Origin of the sequence: Frigoriflavimonas asaccharolytica (assembly GCF_013294015.1) — a bacterium.
GTDB lineage: Bacteria > Bacteroidota > Bacteroidia > Flavobacteriales > Weeksellaceae > Frigoriflavimonas > Frigoriflavimonas asaccharolytica.
On the sequence record NZ_JABSNO010000006.1, the window covers coordinates 39,823 to 58,443 of the forward strand.

Annotated in this window: 19 protein-coding genes; 11 read left to right on the forward strand and 8 right to left on the reverse strand. The window is 30.8% G+C overall.

The genetic code is table 11. The features are described from left to right. Positions 1-156: 156 nt before the first annotated feature. The 7 genes from HNQ03_RS05315 to HNQ03_RS05345 all read right to left on the reverse strand — a co-directional run bounded on the left by HNQ03_RS05315 (position 157) and on the right by HNQ03_RS05345 (position 8,707). On the reverse strand, positions 157-1,323 hold the full coding sequence (locus HNQ03_RS05315) for a hypothetical protein (protein ID WP_173778634.1): 1,167 nt from the start codon (positions 1,321-1,323) through the stop codon (positions 157-159). A 490-nt stretch (positions 1,324-1,813) separates the two neighbouring features. After that, a complete protein-coding gene (locus HNQ03_RS16215; protein ID WP_317170344.1) occupies positions 1,814-3,619 on the reverse strand; it encodes an OmpA family protein in 1,806 nt (601 codons plus the stop codon). 389 nt (positions 3,620-4,008) lie between these two features. Then, on the reverse strand, positions 4,009-4,653 hold the full coding sequence (locus HNQ03_RS05325) for a response regulator transcription factor (protein WP_173778635.1): 645 nt from the start codon (positions 4,651-4,653) through the stop codon (positions 4,009-4,011). A 4-nt stretch (positions 4,654-4,657) separates the two neighbouring features. After that, the gene (locus tag HNQ03_RS05330; protein WP_173778636.1) at positions 4,658-5,434 is read right to left on the reverse strand and encodes a sensor histidine kinase; all 777 of its coding nucleotides are present in this window, start codon (positions 5,432-5,434) and stop codon (positions 4,658-4,660) included. Next, complete coding sequence (locus HNQ03_RS05335; RefSeq protein ID WP_226927432.1) at positions 5,434-6,063, reverse strand: hypothetical protein; 630 nt, start codon at positions 6,061-6,063, stop codon at positions 5,434-5,436. The genes HNQ03_RS05330 and HNQ03_RS05335 overlap by 1 nt, the downstream gene beginning before the upstream one ends. 33 nt (positions 6,064-6,096) lie before the next feature. Next, the gene (locus HNQ03_RS05340; RefSeq protein WP_173778638.1) at positions 6,097-6,639 is read right to left on the reverse strand and encodes a hypothetical protein; all 543 of its coding nucleotides are present in this window, start codon (positions 6,637-6,639) and stop codon (positions 6,097-6,099) included. Between the two features lie 205 nt (positions 6,640-6,844). Then, positions 6,845-8,707: a CocE/NonD family hydrolase gene (locus HNQ03_RS05345; protein ID WP_173778639.1), complete on the reverse strand. Its 1,863-nt coding sequence runs from the start codon at positions 8,705-8,707 to the stop codon at positions 6,845-6,847. 64 nt (positions 8,708-8,771) lie between these two features. Here HNQ03_RS05345 and HNQ03_RS05350 point away from each other — a divergent pair, with 64 nt between their 5' ends. The 11 genes from HNQ03_RS05350 to HNQ03_RS05400 all read left to right on the forward strand — a co-directional run bounded on the left by HNQ03_RS05350 (position 8,772) and on the right by HNQ03_RS05400 (position 17,903). After that, positions 8,772-9,386, forward strand: coding sequence for an alpha-ketoglutarate-dependent dioxygenase AlkB family protein (locus HNQ03_RS05350; protein ID WP_173778640.1), 615 nt, complete (start codon positions 8,772-8,774; stop codon positions 9,384-9,386). A 118-nt stretch (positions 9,387-9,504) separates the two neighbouring features. Next, a complete protein-coding gene (locus tag HNQ03_RS05355) occupies positions 9,505-9,978 on the forward strand; it encodes a BON domain-containing protein (RefSeq protein WP_173778641.1) in 474 nt (157 codons plus the stop codon). Positions 9,979-9,986: 8 nt separating this feature from the next. Continuing rightward, positions 9,987-10,406, forward strand: coding sequence for an SH3 domain-containing protein (locus HNQ03_RS05360; protein ID WP_173778642.1), 420 nt, complete (start codon positions 9,987-9,989; stop codon positions 10,404-10,406). A 132-nt stretch (positions 10,407-10,538) separates the two neighbouring features. Then, positions 10,539-11,789 carry a dicarboxylate/amino acid:cation symporter gene (locus HNQ03_RS05365; protein WP_173778643.1) on the forward strand — a complete coding sequence of 417 codons (1,251 nt, stop codon included), beginning with the start codon at positions 10,539-10,541 and terminating at the stop codon, positions 11,787-11,789. Positions 11,790-12,079: 290 nt separating this feature from the next. Next, positions 12,080-12,643, forward strand: a complete 564-nt coding sequence (locus HNQ03_RS05370; protein WP_173778644.1) for a DUF421 domain-containing protein — start codon at positions 12,080-12,082, stop codon at positions 12,641-12,643. An 8-nt stretch (positions 12,644-12,651) separates the two neighbouring features. After that, on the forward strand, positions 12,652-13,017 hold the full coding sequence (locus HNQ03_RS05375) for a S24 family peptidase (RefSeq protein ID WP_173778645.1): 366 nt from the start codon (positions 12,652-12,654) through the stop codon (positions 13,015-13,017). Then, the gene (locus tag HNQ03_RS05380) at positions 13,014-14,288 is read left to right on the forward strand and encodes a Y-family DNA polymerase (RefSeq protein ID WP_173778646.1); all 1,275 of its coding nucleotides are present in this window, start codon (positions 13,014-13,016) and stop codon (positions 14,286-14,288) included. Before HNQ03_RS05375 ends, HNQ03_RS05380 begins: the two co-directional genes overlap by 4 nt. Positions 14,289-14,392: 104 nt before the next feature. Beyond that, the gene (locus tag HNQ03_RS05385) at positions 14,393-14,758 is read left to right on the forward strand and encodes a BlaI/MecI/CopY family transcriptional regulator (protein WP_173778647.1); all 366 of its coding nucleotides are present in this window, start codon (positions 14,393-14,395) and stop codon (positions 14,756-14,758) included. Then, a complete protein-coding gene (locus HNQ03_RS05390; protein WP_173778648.1) occupies positions 14,758-16,878 on the forward strand; it encodes a M56 family metallopeptidase in 2,121 nt (706 codons plus the stop codon). The genes HNQ03_RS05385 and HNQ03_RS05390 overlap by 1 nt, the downstream gene beginning before the upstream one ends. 173 nt (positions 16,879-17,051) lie before the next feature. Next, on the forward strand, positions 17,052-17,303 hold the full coding sequence (locus HNQ03_RS05395; protein WP_173778649.1) for a hypothetical protein: 252 nt from the start codon (positions 17,052-17,054) through the stop codon (positions 17,301-17,303). A gap of 15 nt (positions 17,304-17,318) precedes the next feature. After that, positions 17,319-17,903: a GLPGLI family protein gene (locus HNQ03_RS05400; protein ID WP_173778650.1), complete on the forward strand. Its 585-nt coding sequence runs from the start codon at positions 17,319-17,321 to the stop codon at positions 17,901-17,903. 66 nt (positions 17,904-17,969) lie between these two features. Here HNQ03_RS05400 and HNQ03_RS05405 read toward each other — a convergent pair whose 3' ends face one another. Further along, positions 17,970-18,446: a CPBP family intramembrane glutamic endopeptidase gene (locus HNQ03_RS05405; RefSeq protein WP_173778651.1), complete on the reverse strand. Its 477-nt coding sequence runs from the start codon at positions 18,444-18,446 to the stop codon at positions 17,970-17,972. Positions 18,447-18,621 lie beyond the last annotated feature (175 nt).

Below are 18,621 nucleotides of genomic sequence, written 5' to 3' on the forward strand. Positions count from 1 at the left end.
AACTAGATTTTCCTTCAATTCAATTCTAAACTATCATTTTTTTTTCGATAATAATCTGAAAACCGGATGAAAAATTTTGCACTTTATGATAGGATTTTAAATCTGTCAGAATATTAATTTTCTGGCAGATTTATTTTAAAAAAAAGTGTAATTTCTTCACTTTCCAAATTGAAAATCTTGCAGTTTATCCTCAAAATAGGTGAAATAGGTTTCGTCTATCATTTTTTTTAATCTTGATATCATTTCTTCATTATTTTTTATTTCTGAATTTTGTAATAAAGCAAAATAATATAATATCGAATAATATTTTTTCCAGCCAATACCTAAATTTTCCACATTGACTTTGTTTAAGTGATAAGATGTTTTTTGCTTGTCATTCATCTTGCAATATGCAGTGGCGCACAAAATATTCCAGGCTTCATCGTGCGTTTTCTTCCTATTTGTTGGGACAAAATCTAAATCTTTACTTTTTTGCAAGGTATTATTTTCTATTAAATATTTCATTTCATCAATTCTATTGGTGAAAATTAAAGATTCTAAAACCGTATATTCAAAACTACAAACAGAACTTTGCGAGGCTTTTATATATTGCAAACGTGTTTTTTTCATTTCCGAAAATGTGCTTTTGAAAAGAGGCTCATTTCTCGTAAAATCTGCATAAAGCAATAGAATACCATATTTTAATCCAGCTGGAATTACGTGTATATCATCATCTAATTGCGTATCATAAATTTTCTGAAAATACAATTCTATCAGTTCCTCATTTTGTTGAAGAAAGGCACTATGAAAGAGAAAACCATAGGCAAAGATTTTGGCTTCATTGGTTCTATTAAATTTTAAATAAACGGAAAAGTATTGGGTATAAACCGTGCCCAAAAGATCTCGCATCGGATGATGTTCCATGAAATATTTTCTTGCCAAAGGGAATTTAAGCAATCTATTGTGTGTACTTACCATAAACTCGGCAGATTCGGAAATTTGCATACAGATTTGTTCGCTTCTTTCCCAATAATTTTTCGTTTGGCACTCTTCCAATACAAAAAAATCTTTCAATTCTTCTTCACTATAAGCATTCGTAAAAGATTCTAGATCTGCAAAACCGCAAAATTTACAAAGTAGATTTAAATTATATTTTCCTAAACCTGAATTAGATTTTACTAAGGCAAAAAATCTTCGCAGTGTTTGTGCGCTTATATTTTCGTTTAAATTTTTCTTAATAATATTTGATAATTCTTCGCAATCCGTTGCGGTAGAGACAGATTTACCAAAATGTTTCTCTATTTTTTTTTGAAGGTGCGATAGAATTTCTTGATTTTTATTCATAAAAATTGGCCTTTTCAAATATAGAAATAAAAAAGCAGATTAATTTTGTACAAAATTGTACAGCAGATGAGAATTTTAATTATACTAATTTTACCCTTCAATACAAATGATGAAGATAATACATTCCCTTTTTCAAACCGACGCAGTTCGTTTGGATTAGGGAATATCTTTGTTAAATGATTCAACCATGCAATATTATGACTTTCGATATTGTGGTAAAAATCGATTAGTATTGCAATATTAGCGGCGATATTTTGATAGCATCGTATAAATAACAGCGTCAAAATTTAGTAAAAATGCAACAAAGTAAATTACACATATATTGTGGAACTTATTGAGAGGCCTTAAAGCACAAATAGCTTATTTATCTGTGAAATTGTATTGTGAAATTTTGGTGTAATAGTATTTGTGGATATATTAATATTTGGAATAAACAAAAAAACCGCCCTGATAAAAAATCGGGGCGGTTTCGTATTTAAAGCAGTATCAATTATTTAGGACAAATTACTTTAAATTCTGTTCTTCTGTTGATTTGCTGTTCTGCATCCGAACATTGTACACCGTTTGCACATTGGTTAAGCAATACAGTTTCACCATATCCTTTGGCAACGATTCTGTCTCTAGAAATTCCTTTCGTGATGATGTAATCTACCGCTGCTTGTGCTCTGTTTTGCGATAATTTCAAGTTGTAAGCATCACTACCTCTAGAATCTGTATGAGAACCCAATTCTACTTTTACGCTAGGATTGTCTTCTAAAAATCTCACCAATTTGTTCAATTCTGGTTTCGCATCTTCACGGATAAAAAATTTATCCAAATCATACAAGATGTCTTTCAATGCGATTCCTTTTCCACATTCTGTCTGCTGTGCACAGATTTCTATATTCACAAATAGGTTTCTATCTCTGCTGTAGTTTTGCGTATTGATCATCTCTACTTGAGAGAAATAGTTGGCTTGTTTTGCATACAATTCATAAGTTGCATTTGGTGGCAATTGTAAGATAAATTCTCCGTTTGCATCAGAAAGTGTAGACTTTTTGTAAGCATCAAATTTATTTTCAAGGTAAACTGCTGCGCCAGAAAGTGGTACGCTAGAATTACATTGGAAGGTTTTACCTTTCAAAATAAAGTTTCTATCTGAATAGATAATTTCTTTATTCAAATCTCCATTGGCAACAAATTCCCCAGTTTTGGTAGCATTTGGATCGAGTGGTATTTTATTAAAATCACCAGTAATTTGATAATTATTTGGGTTGATTCCATCTACATACACTTTTCCAGAAGTATCCGTCATTGCTGTATTGATAATGTTTCCTTGGTAATCTTTCACAAAAACTTGCGTGTTCGGGATCACTTGTCCGGTATATTTGTCTTTCGCGGTAATTACCAAACGGTAGGTTTTTTCTGCAGCAACTTCATTTACAATTTCTTCATTTTTTTTCGTTTTGCCAAATCGGTAAGAAATTCCTGCGAAAACTCCAACAGAACTTAAGTTCATTTTCTCCATTTGAGTAGTAGAACTTCCTGGTTGATCCATTCTAGTTGTGCCAGTATTTTGGTAAACATCTCCTATTTTATCTCTTTCAAAATAATACATTTTGAGTGGTGCAATAGGATAATTTGCATTTAAAATCACATTTTGATCAGATTCCTCTACATTATAATGATTCATATAATAAGCTCCAGCATTCACAGACCAGTTTGGGTGAAACCAATAATTAAATTTCATTTGAGCTTTGGTAGAAAATACTTTTTCATTATCAAAACCAGAATGATAAGTGATTGGATCTTTAATAGTTAAATTTTGCTGAACACCATCTATCAAAATTTCTCCGCCATTGATGAATCCAATTCCACCTAATAGACCTAATTCTGCAGAAAATTTATTGTCGTTAGTTTCATATTTAAAAGCAGGTCCTATTCCCACAAAAGTTCTAGATATATCTTTCTTTTGGGTTTCAAACGAAGTGTAATCTTCTGGCGCACCCAATTTTCCAGGATATTGTCCTGCCAAATCTACACCTTCTGGTGTGTTTTTAATAAAATCTGCATCTGCTTGAATTCCAAACCAATTCCAATACTTGTTGATGGAAACTCCACCCATAAAACCGCCTTTGTAATCGATTAGGCGAAAATCTTCTTTGTAGGTTGGGAAATCAAAACCTCCTCTTGCGGAAATTTGCCAATAAGATTTTTTGTTGTCTACTTTTTCTGTTGGATTTACTTGTGCATTCAAAGAGCCAAAAGTTGAGCTTGCTAAAAGTGCACTTGCTAAAATAAGTTTTAAATTTTTCATTGTTTTAAATTTTAATAATTATTACTTGCTGTAATTTGTACTACAAAGGTGCGACGATTGGAAGCCCAATAAAGAAGGGAATAGACTAGAAACGTTAAGGGAAAACACCCCTAAAATTTAGGGGCAAAAAAAACCGTTCGCTAAAATAGCGAACGGCGTTTATGCAGTTATTAGTTTTTATAAACATATCTCTAGAAATTGTGTTTTTATTTATAGTTATTGAGGAAAAACTGCTGCATAAATTTAATAATGATAATTTTAATGATTTTTTAGTATTAATTTAAAATGTTGAATTGTTGAAAACGATTTATTTAAAAAATAGTTTGCACTTTCTCTTACAAGTTAAGATTTTATCTCTTATAATATTTTAAATGCTTGGTAATGCTACATTAGTTCATATTATGTTTTAAGGCAAACAAAACCAGACCAACTCGGCTTTTTACATCTAATTTTGTGAAGACGGAATCTCTGTATCCATCAATAGTTTTTGGGCTCAAAAACATAACTTCGGCAATTTCTTTGTAGGTCATTTCGCTGCAAGCTAGTTTTATAAATTCTTTTTCGCGGTCTTTTAAATCATCTACAGAATCCTTCACCTCATTTTCTTCGGTGCGAATATTGAGTAAGCATTGCGTAACCATATCCGTGTAGAAAACGCCTTTTTCGTAGACGGTATCAATGGCTTCAAACAAAATTTTCGGCGACATATCTTTTAGCAAATATCCTCTTGCTCCGGCTTTTAGCATTGCGATAATAGTCTTTTCATCGTCTTCCATCGTTAAGGCAATCACTTTTATATCTGGGAAATGATCTTTCAAATGTTGTGTAGTTTCTATTCCGTTTTTAATGGGCATATTTACATCCATCAAAACTACTTCTGGAATGCAATCATCAGTTTCTAGGCGATCAATAAATTCTTCACCGTTGTAAGAATTGCACACAACTTCATATTTTTTATTAATAGAAATCATCTTTTCTATAGCCGCAGAAAGCATTCTATGATCATCTACAATTCCTATTTTAATGGTTTCCATATTCTTAATTTTTGTTGTATTTAATTCTTATTTCGGTTCCATTTCCGGTTGCAGTTTTTATTTGAAAATCTGTATTGATGAGCTTGGCTCTTTTTTGCATACTGATTAAGCCGCTCCCTTTACTATTAGAATTTTTTTCAAAACCAATTCCGTTGTCCTTCAAAATTATTTCTATAAAGTTAGGTAAATCTAGCAAATCAATATTCATTGTCTTTGCGCGAGAATGTTTTAAAGAATTATTGATGGATTCTTGTACAATTCTAAATAAAATCAATCCATCTTTTGCTTCAATATCTGTATCCTCAATATTGTGCTCAAAATTAATTTTCATTAAATTTAATCTATCAATTCTAGACACTTCTCTTTGGATGGATTTTATTAAACCTAAATTTTCTATCTGTTCTGTGATGAAACTTTTACTTAAACTTCTAATATCTCTTATACTTTCGCCGATTATTTCGTTTATTTCTGTTAAAATTTCTTTTTGATTTCCGTTCTCATCTTCCAAACCATGGTTGATCATCAATTTGGCGACAGACATTTTTTGTCCCAAATCATCATGCAATTCTTGCCCAATGTAGCTTAATGTAGTTTCCTTCATTTCTGCAATAGCCATAGATAATTCTTGCTCAAATTGAGTTTGCTTTTTCTGTCTTTCTAATAGAAGTTCAGATTTTTTTCTGTAGAAAAAAATGTATATTAATACAAATATTGCTACAATTGCAAAAACTAACCCCGTTATATAAAGTATTACATTATCCGTAGATGAAAAATCCGTCATTAATCTAATTTTTTTGCTGTAAATAGACCCACAAATATAATTCCATAACCAATAAAATTAACAAAAAATATAATGATAGACCAAAGTTCATTATTTTTTATTGACTTTGGCGAACTACTTATTATTATGGAAGGAATTATTGCCAGATAGATAATTATTAATCCTAAAGAGAACCAAAATGGATAATAATTTTTTAAATTTAATATGATATCCGTTTTAAAAGTATCTAATAGAAATAAGGTGATAGCGAATAATAACAAAAACACATCAAAATATAAAATGTTTTGTAATAATTTAATAGATATATCTAATTGATATATTTGAAAAAGGAAAAATATTACAAAAGATATTAAAATTAATTTAGCAATTTTTTGCAGTTTTTTATCTTTAATTAAATTTTGATACATTAAAAATAATAACATAAAAAAAACTCCTGTTTGCCCGTAAATATAGATGTATAGAGAAGAAATGCCTGGGATATTTTTTTGTATTCCTATATAATAAATTATAACGTCTATAACAAATGAAACTACCATTGCAGCAAACATATATTTACCATATGTTCCCAAAATAGTTTTCTTCTTGTACATCAAAATACAGATACTCAACATTAAAATATCTATTACCAAAAGCCCTATATCTTTATCCCAACTCACTGTTAATTAATTAGGAGGTGATAATCTACCAAAATCTAAAGCGCTTATTTTATCAAGCGATCCATTTGTTTTTTCTTGTTCGGCGCCACCTTTTCCTACTTTATTTCCTTGCATTGCAGGATCTACAGTTGCTTTTAAATATACGGTTTGTTGTCCTTTATATTCATTTTTTAATCTCGCATCAAAAATTTCATTTTTCGGATATTGCCCAAAAGCAATCGTAATTCCAACATTATTAATTCCCTCTTTTTTCGCTTCTTTTTTCACGTACTTTATGTAATCTTCCAGAACTTCTAAATCATAAAATACCTCTTTCGTTTCAGCTTGAGGTTTACCCACATTTACTTTTTGATAATTATTTTGTGTGTACTCATTACTCAATATTTGCGCCTTCGCTGGGGAAAGAAGATGTTCGGATAGCAATGAAACTATAGATGTAGTAGTTCCTGTTTCTCCGCCAACTCCAATATTAAGCATACAAGAATAAACGGTTAAAGATGCTGCAAGTGCGATGGTCGCAGGAAGAAAAAATTTGTTTTTAGTTTTCATAATTATTAATTTTTAACAAATGTACAGATATGAATACATCTTTAATAAGGAAAAACACCCTTTTTATAAATTATAAAATTCATAAAAGGATGTTTTTAATTAATTGTGCTAAATTTAGCTAGACTACTTAATAATATTATACTAGTTATTTCATTGTTTCTAAACGTTTACTTTTTCACATCATATTCATCCCTAATTTTGGGTTTTATTTCTTATCAGATTTTCCCAATACATCCACCTCCAAATAGCTATCCCCAAAAATTTTGATGAAAGCTTTCGTGTAATCTTCTTTCGTAGCAAAATTTGGATTTTCCAGAAATTTCTGCGGATTTACAGCAAATAAGGGAAACCAAGTGCTAGAAATTTGAACCTGTATTTTATGTCCTTTTTTGAAAGTGTGCATCACATCTTGCAATTGAAAATTAACCGCGGATTTTTGGTTTGGGATCAATGCTTCTCCTTTTTCGCGAGAATTTCTAAATCTTGCTGGCATTATTTCGCTGCGTACCATTTGGTGATAATTGCCATAAATCACGCCCTCTTTTTTCTCTGTTGGTTTGTAATCTTCTGGATACACGTCTATTAATTTCACTGCAAAATCCGCATCAGTAGAAGTGGATGCAATGTTTAATTTCGCCATTATTTCGCCACCAAAAGTCATGTCTTCTGTTAAAATATCTGTGGTAAAAGTTACAACATCTGGTCTTCCTTCTGCAAAACGTTGATCTTCGCTCATGTAATTTCTAGGCGTGAATCCGTTGAAATCTTTTAAATTGTCAGAACTCAATACCGGATTGTTCGGATCACTATAATATTCTGAATTTTTTGAAGAAGCGTTCTTTTCTAAGGTTCCATTTGCTAAATAGAATTTTACTTTCTTAGCTTCTTTTGGAGGATATGTTGCAAATTCTCTCCATTCTTTGCTACCAGTGTCAAACATCACTGCCTCTGGCAAACCTGCATCTGTTTTTGTATCACCTTTTAAATAATGATTGAAAAATTTTGTCTCCAGATTTTTTTGGTAATAGGTAGCAATGCTATCTCCAAAATAAATATCATTGTGAAATGCTTTTCCCGTTTCTCTTCCCCAAGCTCCGTGAGAGAATGGTCCCATCACAATCGTGTTTTTCGCTTTTGGACTGGTTTTCTCTATGGTTTTGTAAATATTCAAAGGTCCGGAAAGATCTTCCGCATCAAACCAACCGCCAACAGACATTACTGCATGATTTACGTTTTTTAAATGAGGTAGAATACTTCTTTTTTGCCAATATTCATCGTAGTTTGGATGGTTCATAATTTCCGTCATGAAGAAATTATTTTTGTAATATTTTTGGTAACCATCATTTAAAGTTCCCATATCTCTGTAAAATTTTAGACCATCTTCAGAAGTTGGCTTCACGTAAGTATCCATATACCAATCTTCTTTTTCTGCTTTTGTTTTTTGTACGCCAAATACGGGGAATGTGCGGAAGTAGCCCATCATGATTTTCCCGTTGTGAAGAAAATCATCATTCCAAAAGTTTGAAATCGGAGCTTGCGGAGAAGAAGCGACCAAAGCAGGATGATCTGCTAAAATACCTGCAGCAGTATAAAATCCTGGATAAGAAGTTCCGTATTGCCCCACTTTTTTATTATTGTTTTCAATATTTTTAATGAGCCAATCGATGGTATCATAAGTATCTGTGCTTTCGTCTACATCTTTTTTGGTTTTTCTTTCTACTTGCGGCGTCATATTGGTGAAGGTGCCTTCGCTCATATATCTTCCGCGTACATCTTGATACACGAAAATGTATCCATCATTCATCAAAAATTTGTTGGGACCGAGGGAAGATTTATATTCATTTTCACCATAAGGTGCAACGCTGTAGCAAGTACGTTGCATAATGATTGGTAATTTTTTTGTTTTAGAAATATCTTTTGGAGTGTAGATGGAGGTAAATAATTTTACACCATCTCGCATGGTAATGTAAATTTCTTTTTTAGTAAAATTTTCCTTTACATAATTTTTATTTTGAGCAATAGAAAATGCGAGGATAAATAGAAATAGAAAACCGAAATATTTTTTCATGGAAATAATTTTTGCACTAATTTATAAAATAAAATGCAGAAATTTGAAACTATAAATATTAAAGATGGAATTATTTGAAAATCTGCCAAATCCCGATCAAAATCTGTTGCCAATAGATGGAACTGTCAATTATTTCGGGAAAGTTTTTGATAAGGACGAAACGGATTATTTATTCATAAATCTTCTAAAAAATATCGAATGGAAAAATGATGAAGCGATAATATTTGGAAAAAAAATAATTACAAAACGTAAAGTTGCTTGGTATGGTGAAGAAAAATTTAACTATACCTATTCAAAAATTACGAAAGTTGCCTTAAAATTTACTCCAGAATTATCTTTGATAAAGAATAGAGTAGAGGCTATGACAGGACAAAAATTCAATTCTTGTTTGCTCAATTTATATCATGATGGAAGCGAAGGAATGGCCTATCATAGTGATGCAGAAAAGGATTTGAAGAAAAATGGCGTGATAGCAAGTTTAAGTTTTGGAGCGGAAAGAAAATTTAGTTTTAAACACAAAGAATCCAAAGAGAGAGTGGATGTGTTTTTAGAAAATGGAAGTCTTTTAGTAATGAAAGATGAAACACAAACGCATTGGCTGCACAGATTGCCACCGACGAAAAAAGTTTTATCAGAAAGAATCAATTTAACTTTTAGGCAAATTGATGAAAAAATTTAAAATCGGATGGCTCTAAGATTAAATTTTAAGAAAAATTTAGCATTTAATACCATTGAAAATTTAAGATTTGTAGTAAATTTGGATTTAATAAATGTCATTAATTTAATAAACTAATTATATGAAAAATAAAATCGCAATAGCAACGTTGGCTTTAGCAATATCTATAGGAAGCATTTCTTGTAAGAAAAATATTTCTGATGCAGATTTGCAAAAAACCTCTACAACCATAGTTTCTTCCAATTCCGCAGCTTCTGTAGAAGTAATCGATGGGACAGCGCATCTTTCTGGAACTTTTAATTCTGAAGCCGAAAGAGACGAAATGATCGCAAATTTGAAGAAAACAGAAGGTGTGAAAGACGTGATGGATATGACAACTATTTCTAAACCAGTAGTTACGACTTCTGCTGTAGACCCAGAAATGTTGCAAAAAGTGCAAGACGCTGTAAAAGATTTTCCATCTGTAACCGTGGGTATTGTGAATGGAGAATTGACTTTGACTGGTGATGTTTCTAGCATCCAAGCTAGAAAAATTAAGGAATCTGTGGATGCTTTGAAATTAGGTAAAGTAAATTATAATTACACTGTTAAATAATTAAAAAAATGAGCACATTACAAGATAAATATGCAAGTGTGATTTCTTCTGCACAAACTATTGGCGTTAGAAATTTACAAATTAGAGAGCAAGATGGAATTCTTTACATCTCTGGAGATGCGGCAGATACTGCTACAAAAGACGCTGTTTGGAATGCATTAGGAGCAATTGATACTACTTATTCCGCCTCAGACATCAACTTGGATGTTCAAGTTTCTGGACTTTCTGCTGGTGCAAGCCTTACTATAAACACTGAAGAAGGAAATTTAAATATTCGCCAAGAGCCTTCTACAGATGCTTCCATTATTGGAAAAGCTGGTAAAGGTGATTCTGTTTCTTTGGTAGAGCAAACTTCTGATGATTGGTGGAAAATAAAAACAAGCGACGGAGTTGAAGGTTATGCCTATGCAAGATATCTAAAAGCATAACTTACCGACAAGTAAATAATTGATGAACCTTTGAAAAATTTCAAAGGTTTTTTTTGTGAATAATTTTGATGTAAATTATAACTTGTTAAATTTTGTTAAAAAAAACTATATTTGTAGGATAGCAAAAAAATTATGAAAGGACAAAACAAATTATTTATCGCCATCATCATTGCATTAATCATTGGTGTTGTGATGGGAGGCGTTGTGCACACACAATATCCAGATAGTGCAGAAGGATTTTCAAAAAATATAAAACTTTTAGGCACCATCTTTATCCGTTTGGTACAAATGATCATTGCACCCTTGGTTTTCACTACTTTGGTGGTAGGTATCGCAAAAATGAGCGATATCAGCATGATTGGTAGAGTAGGATCTAAAGCGATGCTTTGGTTTATCACCGCATCTTTAGTTTCATTAACGATAGGTTTAATTTTTGTTAACTGGCTAGAACCAGGAAAAGTAATGAATCTAGCAAAACCTGCCGCAGATGCAGCAGGCGAGGTGGTTTCAAATAGTAAAGGTTTATCTTTAGAAGAATTTGTGAAACATATAATTCCAAAAAGTTTATTTGAAGCTTTTGCTACCAATGAAGTATTACAAATAGTAGTATTTTCTATCATGTTTGGAATTGCACTTGCAAATATGGGCGAAGAATATACAAAACCAATTGTGAGAGCATTAGATATTTGTGCGCACGCAATTTTAAAAATGGTTGGCTATATTATGTGGTTTGCACCGTTGGGAGTTTTGGGAGCAATTGCAGCAGTTGTGGCGACTAACGGATTTGATATTTTCACGGTATATGCAATTTATCTAAGAGATTTCTTCTTTGCATTAGCTATTCTGTGGTTGGTATTATGTATTGTTGGATATTTTATATTAGGCAATCGTCTATTTGAACTTTTAAGAAGAATAAAAGAACCATTGTTGATCGCTTTTTCTACTACAAGTTCTGAAGCAGTTTTTCCGAAATTAGTAGAAGAATTGGAAAGATTTGGATGTAATAATAGAATTGTATCTTTTATATTACCACTAGGATATTCCTTTAATTTAGATGGAAGTATGATGTACATGACGTTTGCAGCCATATTTATTGCTCAAATTTATGGTATTGATATGACGATTGGCGAACAAATAATAATGCTTCTGGTATTAATGCTCACTTCAAAAGGAATTGCTGGAGTTCCAAGAGCAAGTTTAGTCATCATTGTTGCAACTTGCACCATGTTTGGAATTCCACCAGAAGGGATTGCTCTAATTTTGCCGATAGATCATTTTTGCGATATGGGAAGAAGTATGACCAATGTTTTGGGTAATGCATTAGCAACATCCGCCGTTTCTAAATGGGAAGGACAATTGGATAAGCATGGTGGAGACATGTAATTTATTTAAACATAATCTATAATCTTAACTTTGCTAATAATTTTGGCAAAGTTTTTTTTTGAATAAAAAATAAGATCAGACACGTTTATTTTCTCTTTAATACGATTGGAAATTTCTTAAACTTTGTTTCTTTGTGGTTTTATAAATTTTTAAAAAAACCCTTAATTATTAAATTTTCTGAACGTTCTTATTTGTAAAATTAAAATCTTTTTCAACCCAAACAATTTTTTTAAAATTTTTAAAAAAATAGCTTAGTTTTTTTTCATACTTTTATTATTAATTTTAAAATTATGATAGAAGGTAACGAATACTCTTTTGATCTTTTTCAAATCTTTTTCGGTGATTTTAATCTAACGGTATATCTGGAAATTCTAATCCGAGTAATAATAATTATGGCTTATACCATATTGATTATTAGATGGATAGGAAAGAGAGCAGTTGGTGGTTTGGGAAGTGCAGATATTTTATTAATCATTGCAATGGGAAGTGCGGTAGGAGATGCAATGCTCTATCCTACAATTCCGCTTTTGATACCCATTTCTGTGATATCTTTAATTGCAATTTTTCAGAAAATATATGTGTACATCGGCATAAAACATGAATCTGTAAGAAAAATTACACATCCCACGGTTTTGAAATTAGTTGAAAACGGTAAACTTTTGAAACAAAATTTCACCATAGATGAAATTGATGAAAATGAAGTGTATATGCTTTTAAGAGAAGCTGGTATTCAATATCTCTCCGAAGTTGAGCACGCTTATTACGAACAATCTGGCCAGTTGAGCGTTTTTAAATATGAAAATCCAATATTTAAAAATTCTATTCTTCCAGAAAATTTAAAGCATGAGAAATAATTAAAATAATGGAAGAATCTGATGCTCAAAAAATAAAAAAACCAGAGGAGAATCATCGTGTTGCAAAATCTACGCAAACGGGATTTTCTAGTCCGGCCACACATTACAACGAACCAAGAATAGATCTCAATTCTGTACTCATTTCTAATTCTGAATCCACATTTTTTATCCGTGTGATAGATGATGCTTCGGAAAAATATGGTATCTCAAAAAATGATGTGCTGATTGTTGATAAATCTCTTAGCCCGAAGAGAAATCAAATGGCAATCATCATCGAAGATGGAGAATTTCAAATACAAAAATTTCATAAAAAATTGACGGAAGAAATTAAGATTTGGGGCGTTATCACCTACATTATAAAATCTGTACTATGATAGCTTTGGTAGATTGCAATAGTTTTTATGCATCTTGTGAACAAGTTTTTCGTCCAGATTTGCAAAATAAACCCGTCATAGTTTTGAGTAATAACGATGGTTGCGCAATTGCGGCAAACAAACATGCAAAAGCGCTTACAGAAATTCCTATGTTTCAGCCAATTTTTAAAATAAAAAACTTGTTGGATGAAAACAATGTATCCTATTTTTCTTCCAATTATACTTTGTATAGCGATATGTCTAGACGAGTGATGAATACTTTGAGAGCATTTTCGCCATTGGTAGAGGAATATAGTATAGACGAAAGCTTTGTAGATTTATCTCATTCCACAGATTTGGATTTTCAAAATTTGGGCAGTATTATAAAAAAAACGGTAGAAAAAAATACAGGAATTCCTGTTGGAGTTGGTATTGCGAAAACGAAATCTTTATCCAAATTAGCTAATAAATTTGCTAAAAAAATTCCAGAAAATAATGATGTTTATGTAGTAGATACAGAAGAAAAAAGGCGAAATCTTCTAATAAACTTGAAAGTAAAAGATATTTGGGGAATTGGAAAAAAGCATACAGAAAGACTACAGAAAATCAATATAATTACTGCATTAGATTTTGCAGAAATGCCATTAGATTGGGTTCGAAAAGAAATGACCATCATTGGCGAAAGACTTTGGCGAGAATTAAATAATGAAATTTGCTTAGAATTAAATCCAATTCCAGACGCAAAACAAGGCATAGGAACGGCAAAATCTTTTGGAAAAAAATTGACAGATTACACTTTGATAGAAGAAGCCTGCAGTTTTTACGTCTCCGAGGTTGCAGATTTGCTTCGTCAACAAAAAAGTGCCGCTACAGAAATTGAAGTTTTTCTGCAAACCAACCAATTTAGCCAATCGGATCCGCAGTATAAGAATAAAATTATTGTGAAATTATACTCACCCACGAATAGTACAATTTCTTTAACAAAGGCCGCCTTGAAAGGTTTGAGAGAAATTTATTTACCCGGATATCGCTATAAAAAAGTAGGCGTAAATCTCACACATTTTGTTCCAGAAAATGAAATACAAGCGAGTTTATTTGATGAAAAAACCAAGATTGAAAGTGAAGAAATAACCAAAGTGATGGATATTCTCAACAATAAATTTGGAAAAAACAAAGTGAAACTAGCCGTAGTTGGAACTCGAGAAAAAGAATGGTCTTTGATTAAAGAACATCGCAGTCCAAGATTTACTACGCAATGGGACGAATTATTGACCATCGGAAAAGCAGAATAGACGGTAGATTTCCTTAAAAATTTTCTCATTTTAAAAACTTACACCTAATTAATTAGGTATATTCGGTTTTTATAGTATCTTTGTATCACTAAATAATTAGGTGTATGAAAATTCCTTCCTTAACAAAAGCAGAAGAACAAGTGATGCAATATCTTTGGACGCTAGAAAAAGCCTTTCTCAAGGATATTCTAGAGCTTTTTCCAGAGCCAAAACCGCACACGAATACCGTTTCTACCACTTTAAAATTTTTGAAAGACAAAAAAATTGTCGATTTCAAAATTTTTGGACGGCAACACGAATATTTTCCCTTGATACCAAAGGAAAAGTACAGCGGAAAAACGATGAAAAATTTGGTAAAAGATTATTTTGAAGGATCTTACAAAGAAGCGGTTTCTTATTTAATACAAAAAGAAGAACTTTCTGTAGAAGATTTAGAATTACTGCTCAACGAATTTAAAAACAACGACTAATGGAAACACTATTACTATATTTTCTGAAAATGATCGTATTTTCTAGTTTGATGTTTGTGTATTATTTTGTGTTTTTAAAGGATAAAACTTTTCACCATTACAACAGATTTTATTTGCTATCGATAATTTTTATAAGCATTTTATTGCCTTTGATAAAAGTAGAATACTTCACGATAGAAGTGAATCCAGATGTTTATTTGTTGCTAGAAAATATGCAAATCATTAAATCTGATGCAGAAAGTAATTTTCAATTTTCACCCTATTTTCTAGTTGGTAGTTTACTATTTTTGGGCTCAATATTTTATTTAATTAAATTATCTATAGGATTATACAAGATTCATCGCCTACAATTTAATTATGAAAAAGAAACATTCCAAGGCATTAATTTTTATCAAACAAAATTAGAAGATGCACCATTTTCATTTTTAAAAAATCTCTTCTGGAAAGATTCCATTGCAATCAATTCTACCTATGGAAAGCAAATCTTGAAACACGAAATGGTGCACATCGAGCAAAATCATACGTTGGATAAATTATTAATTTCTACAGTAACCGCAATATTTTGGTTCAACCCGATATTTCATTTATTAAAAAGAGAAATTTCTCTCTTGCACGAATATTTGGCAGACAAAAAAACGGTGCAAAAAAACGACGTGAAAGCTTTTGCACAAATGCTTTTAAGCAGCCATTTCGCGGAAACTAATTTGCCAGCAACCAGTCAATTCTTAAATTCTAACCTCAAAAAAAGATTAATCATGCTTAAAAAATCACACACAAAATTCAGTTATGCCCGCAAAATTTTAGCTCTACCATTGGTATTTATTTTAGGTTTCGCATTTTTGGTAAATGCTAAAAACAGAGAAATTTCTAAAACAAATGTTGAAATTGCAAAAGCGGTTTTTCAGATTAAGAATGATACTATTAAAAATCCGTACAAAAGAAATAATATAGACACTTTTAGTTTTAAAAATAAAATAGCAGAATCATCAGAAACAGAAGTTTTCACAATTGATAATAAAGTTGTTTCCAAACAAGAATACAAAGATTTTTATTTGAAAAATATTGGGAACGAAAATTTTAAATATTTTTTAAATGAAATTACGGATTTAAATCCTAAAAGAGTTTTTGGAGCTTCATTAGTTGAAAAAAGCGGATATGAAATTTCTGAGAACAAAATAAAATTTAATGAAAAAACAACAGATAACGGTAGAGAAGGGCTTGTTGCATCATCTCACTCACAAGGAATAAATTCTTATTATTCAAAAAATGTAAACAATTCAACAGAAAAAGATCAATTCTATTTTAATTACAAAAAAATTTCAAGAAAAGATTTTTTAAAATTAGTGAATGAGGATTTAGGAAAATCTACCAATTACTTTGGTTATATTGAAAGTGTAAATAATAATAAGATTTTCAGCGCAAAAAGTGACATGAATTTGCAATTACCTGATGAATTTATAAATGCATTAGATAAAAAGTATTCTTTTCAAACTCAAAAATATACATCAACTGCAACTAATTCAATAGCCAATTCTCAATCAAAGAATAATAGTAAAACTGGTAATGCAAAAAATGCTAAAGAATCAGATATATTTATTATAGATGAAGTAAAGAAAACGAAAATTGAATATTTAAATATGCTCGCTGAAATTGAGAATAAAGATCAATTAAAATTCATTTTTAAAACCGATAAAACTGAAAATGATGTGAAAATCTACGGTGTTTGGACTAAAGGTTTTGCGAAAATTAAAAATTACTCAGCGACATCTACATTTGTTGAAGATGATTATGACAAGCAGTATGATGCAGATGCGGCTAAAGTAATAGAAATTCAAGAAAATTTAAAAAAGAAATTAGGAAAAAAAGTAGTGTTAGAAAATGTAGCAATTGAAAGAAAATTTCCTGATGGTTCAAATTATAAAATAGAAGTAAAAGGGGACAAAGTAACTATGGATCCTACTTTATCCAATAAGTACGATAAAATCTACATCAATGGAAAACTTTCTACACAAGCAGATTTAGATAAAATTGATAAAAATAAAATCACATCTCAAAAAATCAAAAAAAATAACGATAACGGAGAAATTAACAATGAAATAAAAATTCGAACAAAAAAATAGTTTATATTTATTTTTACTCATTCACTTTGCCACACCTGTAGCTATCGGGATTGGCAAAGTTTTTTCGTGAAAATTCAACTTTTTCCATTTTTTAAATCATATTCTAAACGATAGTTCTTTGTAGTAATATCAAAATCTTTGGCAAAGTTTTATATATTTACAAAAACATTATTATGAAAAAATCTTCCCTTTTGTTTTTGCTTTTCGCCGTTTTTTTTTCCGCACAAAACCAACGTTTTTCTTATGAATATAAATTCGTGAAAGATTCTACAGCAAAAGACAAAATAACCTCTGAAATGATGGATTTGGATATTACTGCCAAAGGTTCTAAATTCTATAGCAGCACTCAGAAAATCGCAGATTCATTACTAGAAAAATTGTATGCTCAGAATACCGAAACTTTTGATTATTCAGGAATTACTTGAGGGAAAGTAGACGAGGTGGTAGAAAAAACCTACCCAGATTATAAAATTTTTCTTTTCCAAAGATTAGAAAGAGATATGTATAAAATTGAAGAAGATAGAAAATTAGTTTGGAAAATCGCTCCTGAAGTAGAAAAAATTGGAAGTTGGGATGCACAAAAAGCAACCACCAAAATGTATGGCAGAACTTGGACGGCATGGTTTGCAAAAAGTTTACCTTTTCAAGATGGACCGTATAAATTTCATGGTTTGCCAGGTTTGATTGTGAAAATTTCAGATGATTCTCAATCTCATCTATTTGAATTAAAAGCTGTGAAAAATTTACCAAAAGATTACGATTGGAAAACTGCCGCAGAAAAAATTGCACACATTCAGCCAATTTCCTTAAATCCAGAAAGATTTAAAAAAGTTTTTAAGATTTTCCGAAAAGATCCAATGGCTTCTACAAGACAAATGATGGGCAGTAGTGGTGTAACAATATCTTGGACGGATGAAAATGGAAAAGTATTAGATCCGAATAAACAGATAAAATCACAAGAGGAAAATATGCTAGAGGGGTTTAAAAAAGATAATAATTTGCTGGAAATAGATTTGTTGAAATAACAATTTTTCTATGCTAAATTTTGAAAGTTTAAAATCTGTGGCAAAGTTTTTTTATCTAAAATCTATTTACAATTTAGAATTCATTAATAAAAGTGAAACAAAATCTATTATAAAGTGTACCATAATCAGAACTTTTAGATTAGAATATTTGTAATAGAAAATCCCAAATATAAGTCCCATAACTGTCGGAACCAAAACATTGCTTATTGTTCCATAGCTGAAATGCATGAGGCCAAAAAACACGGAAGTTATACCAATCGCAATATAAGGATTCTTGTAGATTTTCATTAATCTAGATTGCATGTAGCCTCTAAACATCAGTTCTTCCGTAACTGCTGCTGTAATACTGATGAAGAAAATCATAAAATAATTGTCTTTTATCAGCATGGATATTTGTCCCAATTTTTTGCTGCTTTCTTCTTTTATGATGAGTTTTATGAAGAGATTTACCGTTGCAGAAGGAATGATCGTTACAAAATACACCAAAATTACAATACCAAAAAATCTAAAAATGGGAAAATTGTTTTCATTTTGAAGCAGCATATTTTGTTTTTCTACAAATTTGCAATAGAAGAAAAGCAATAAAAGAACAAACCAAATTATGAGTCTCGAAATAAAAAATGAAGTAATATTAAATCCTTTTCTTTCAGAAAATAGATCAATAAAATTAGAACTATATAATAGTATTGAAAATAGAGAAATTACTAAAAGTATAATT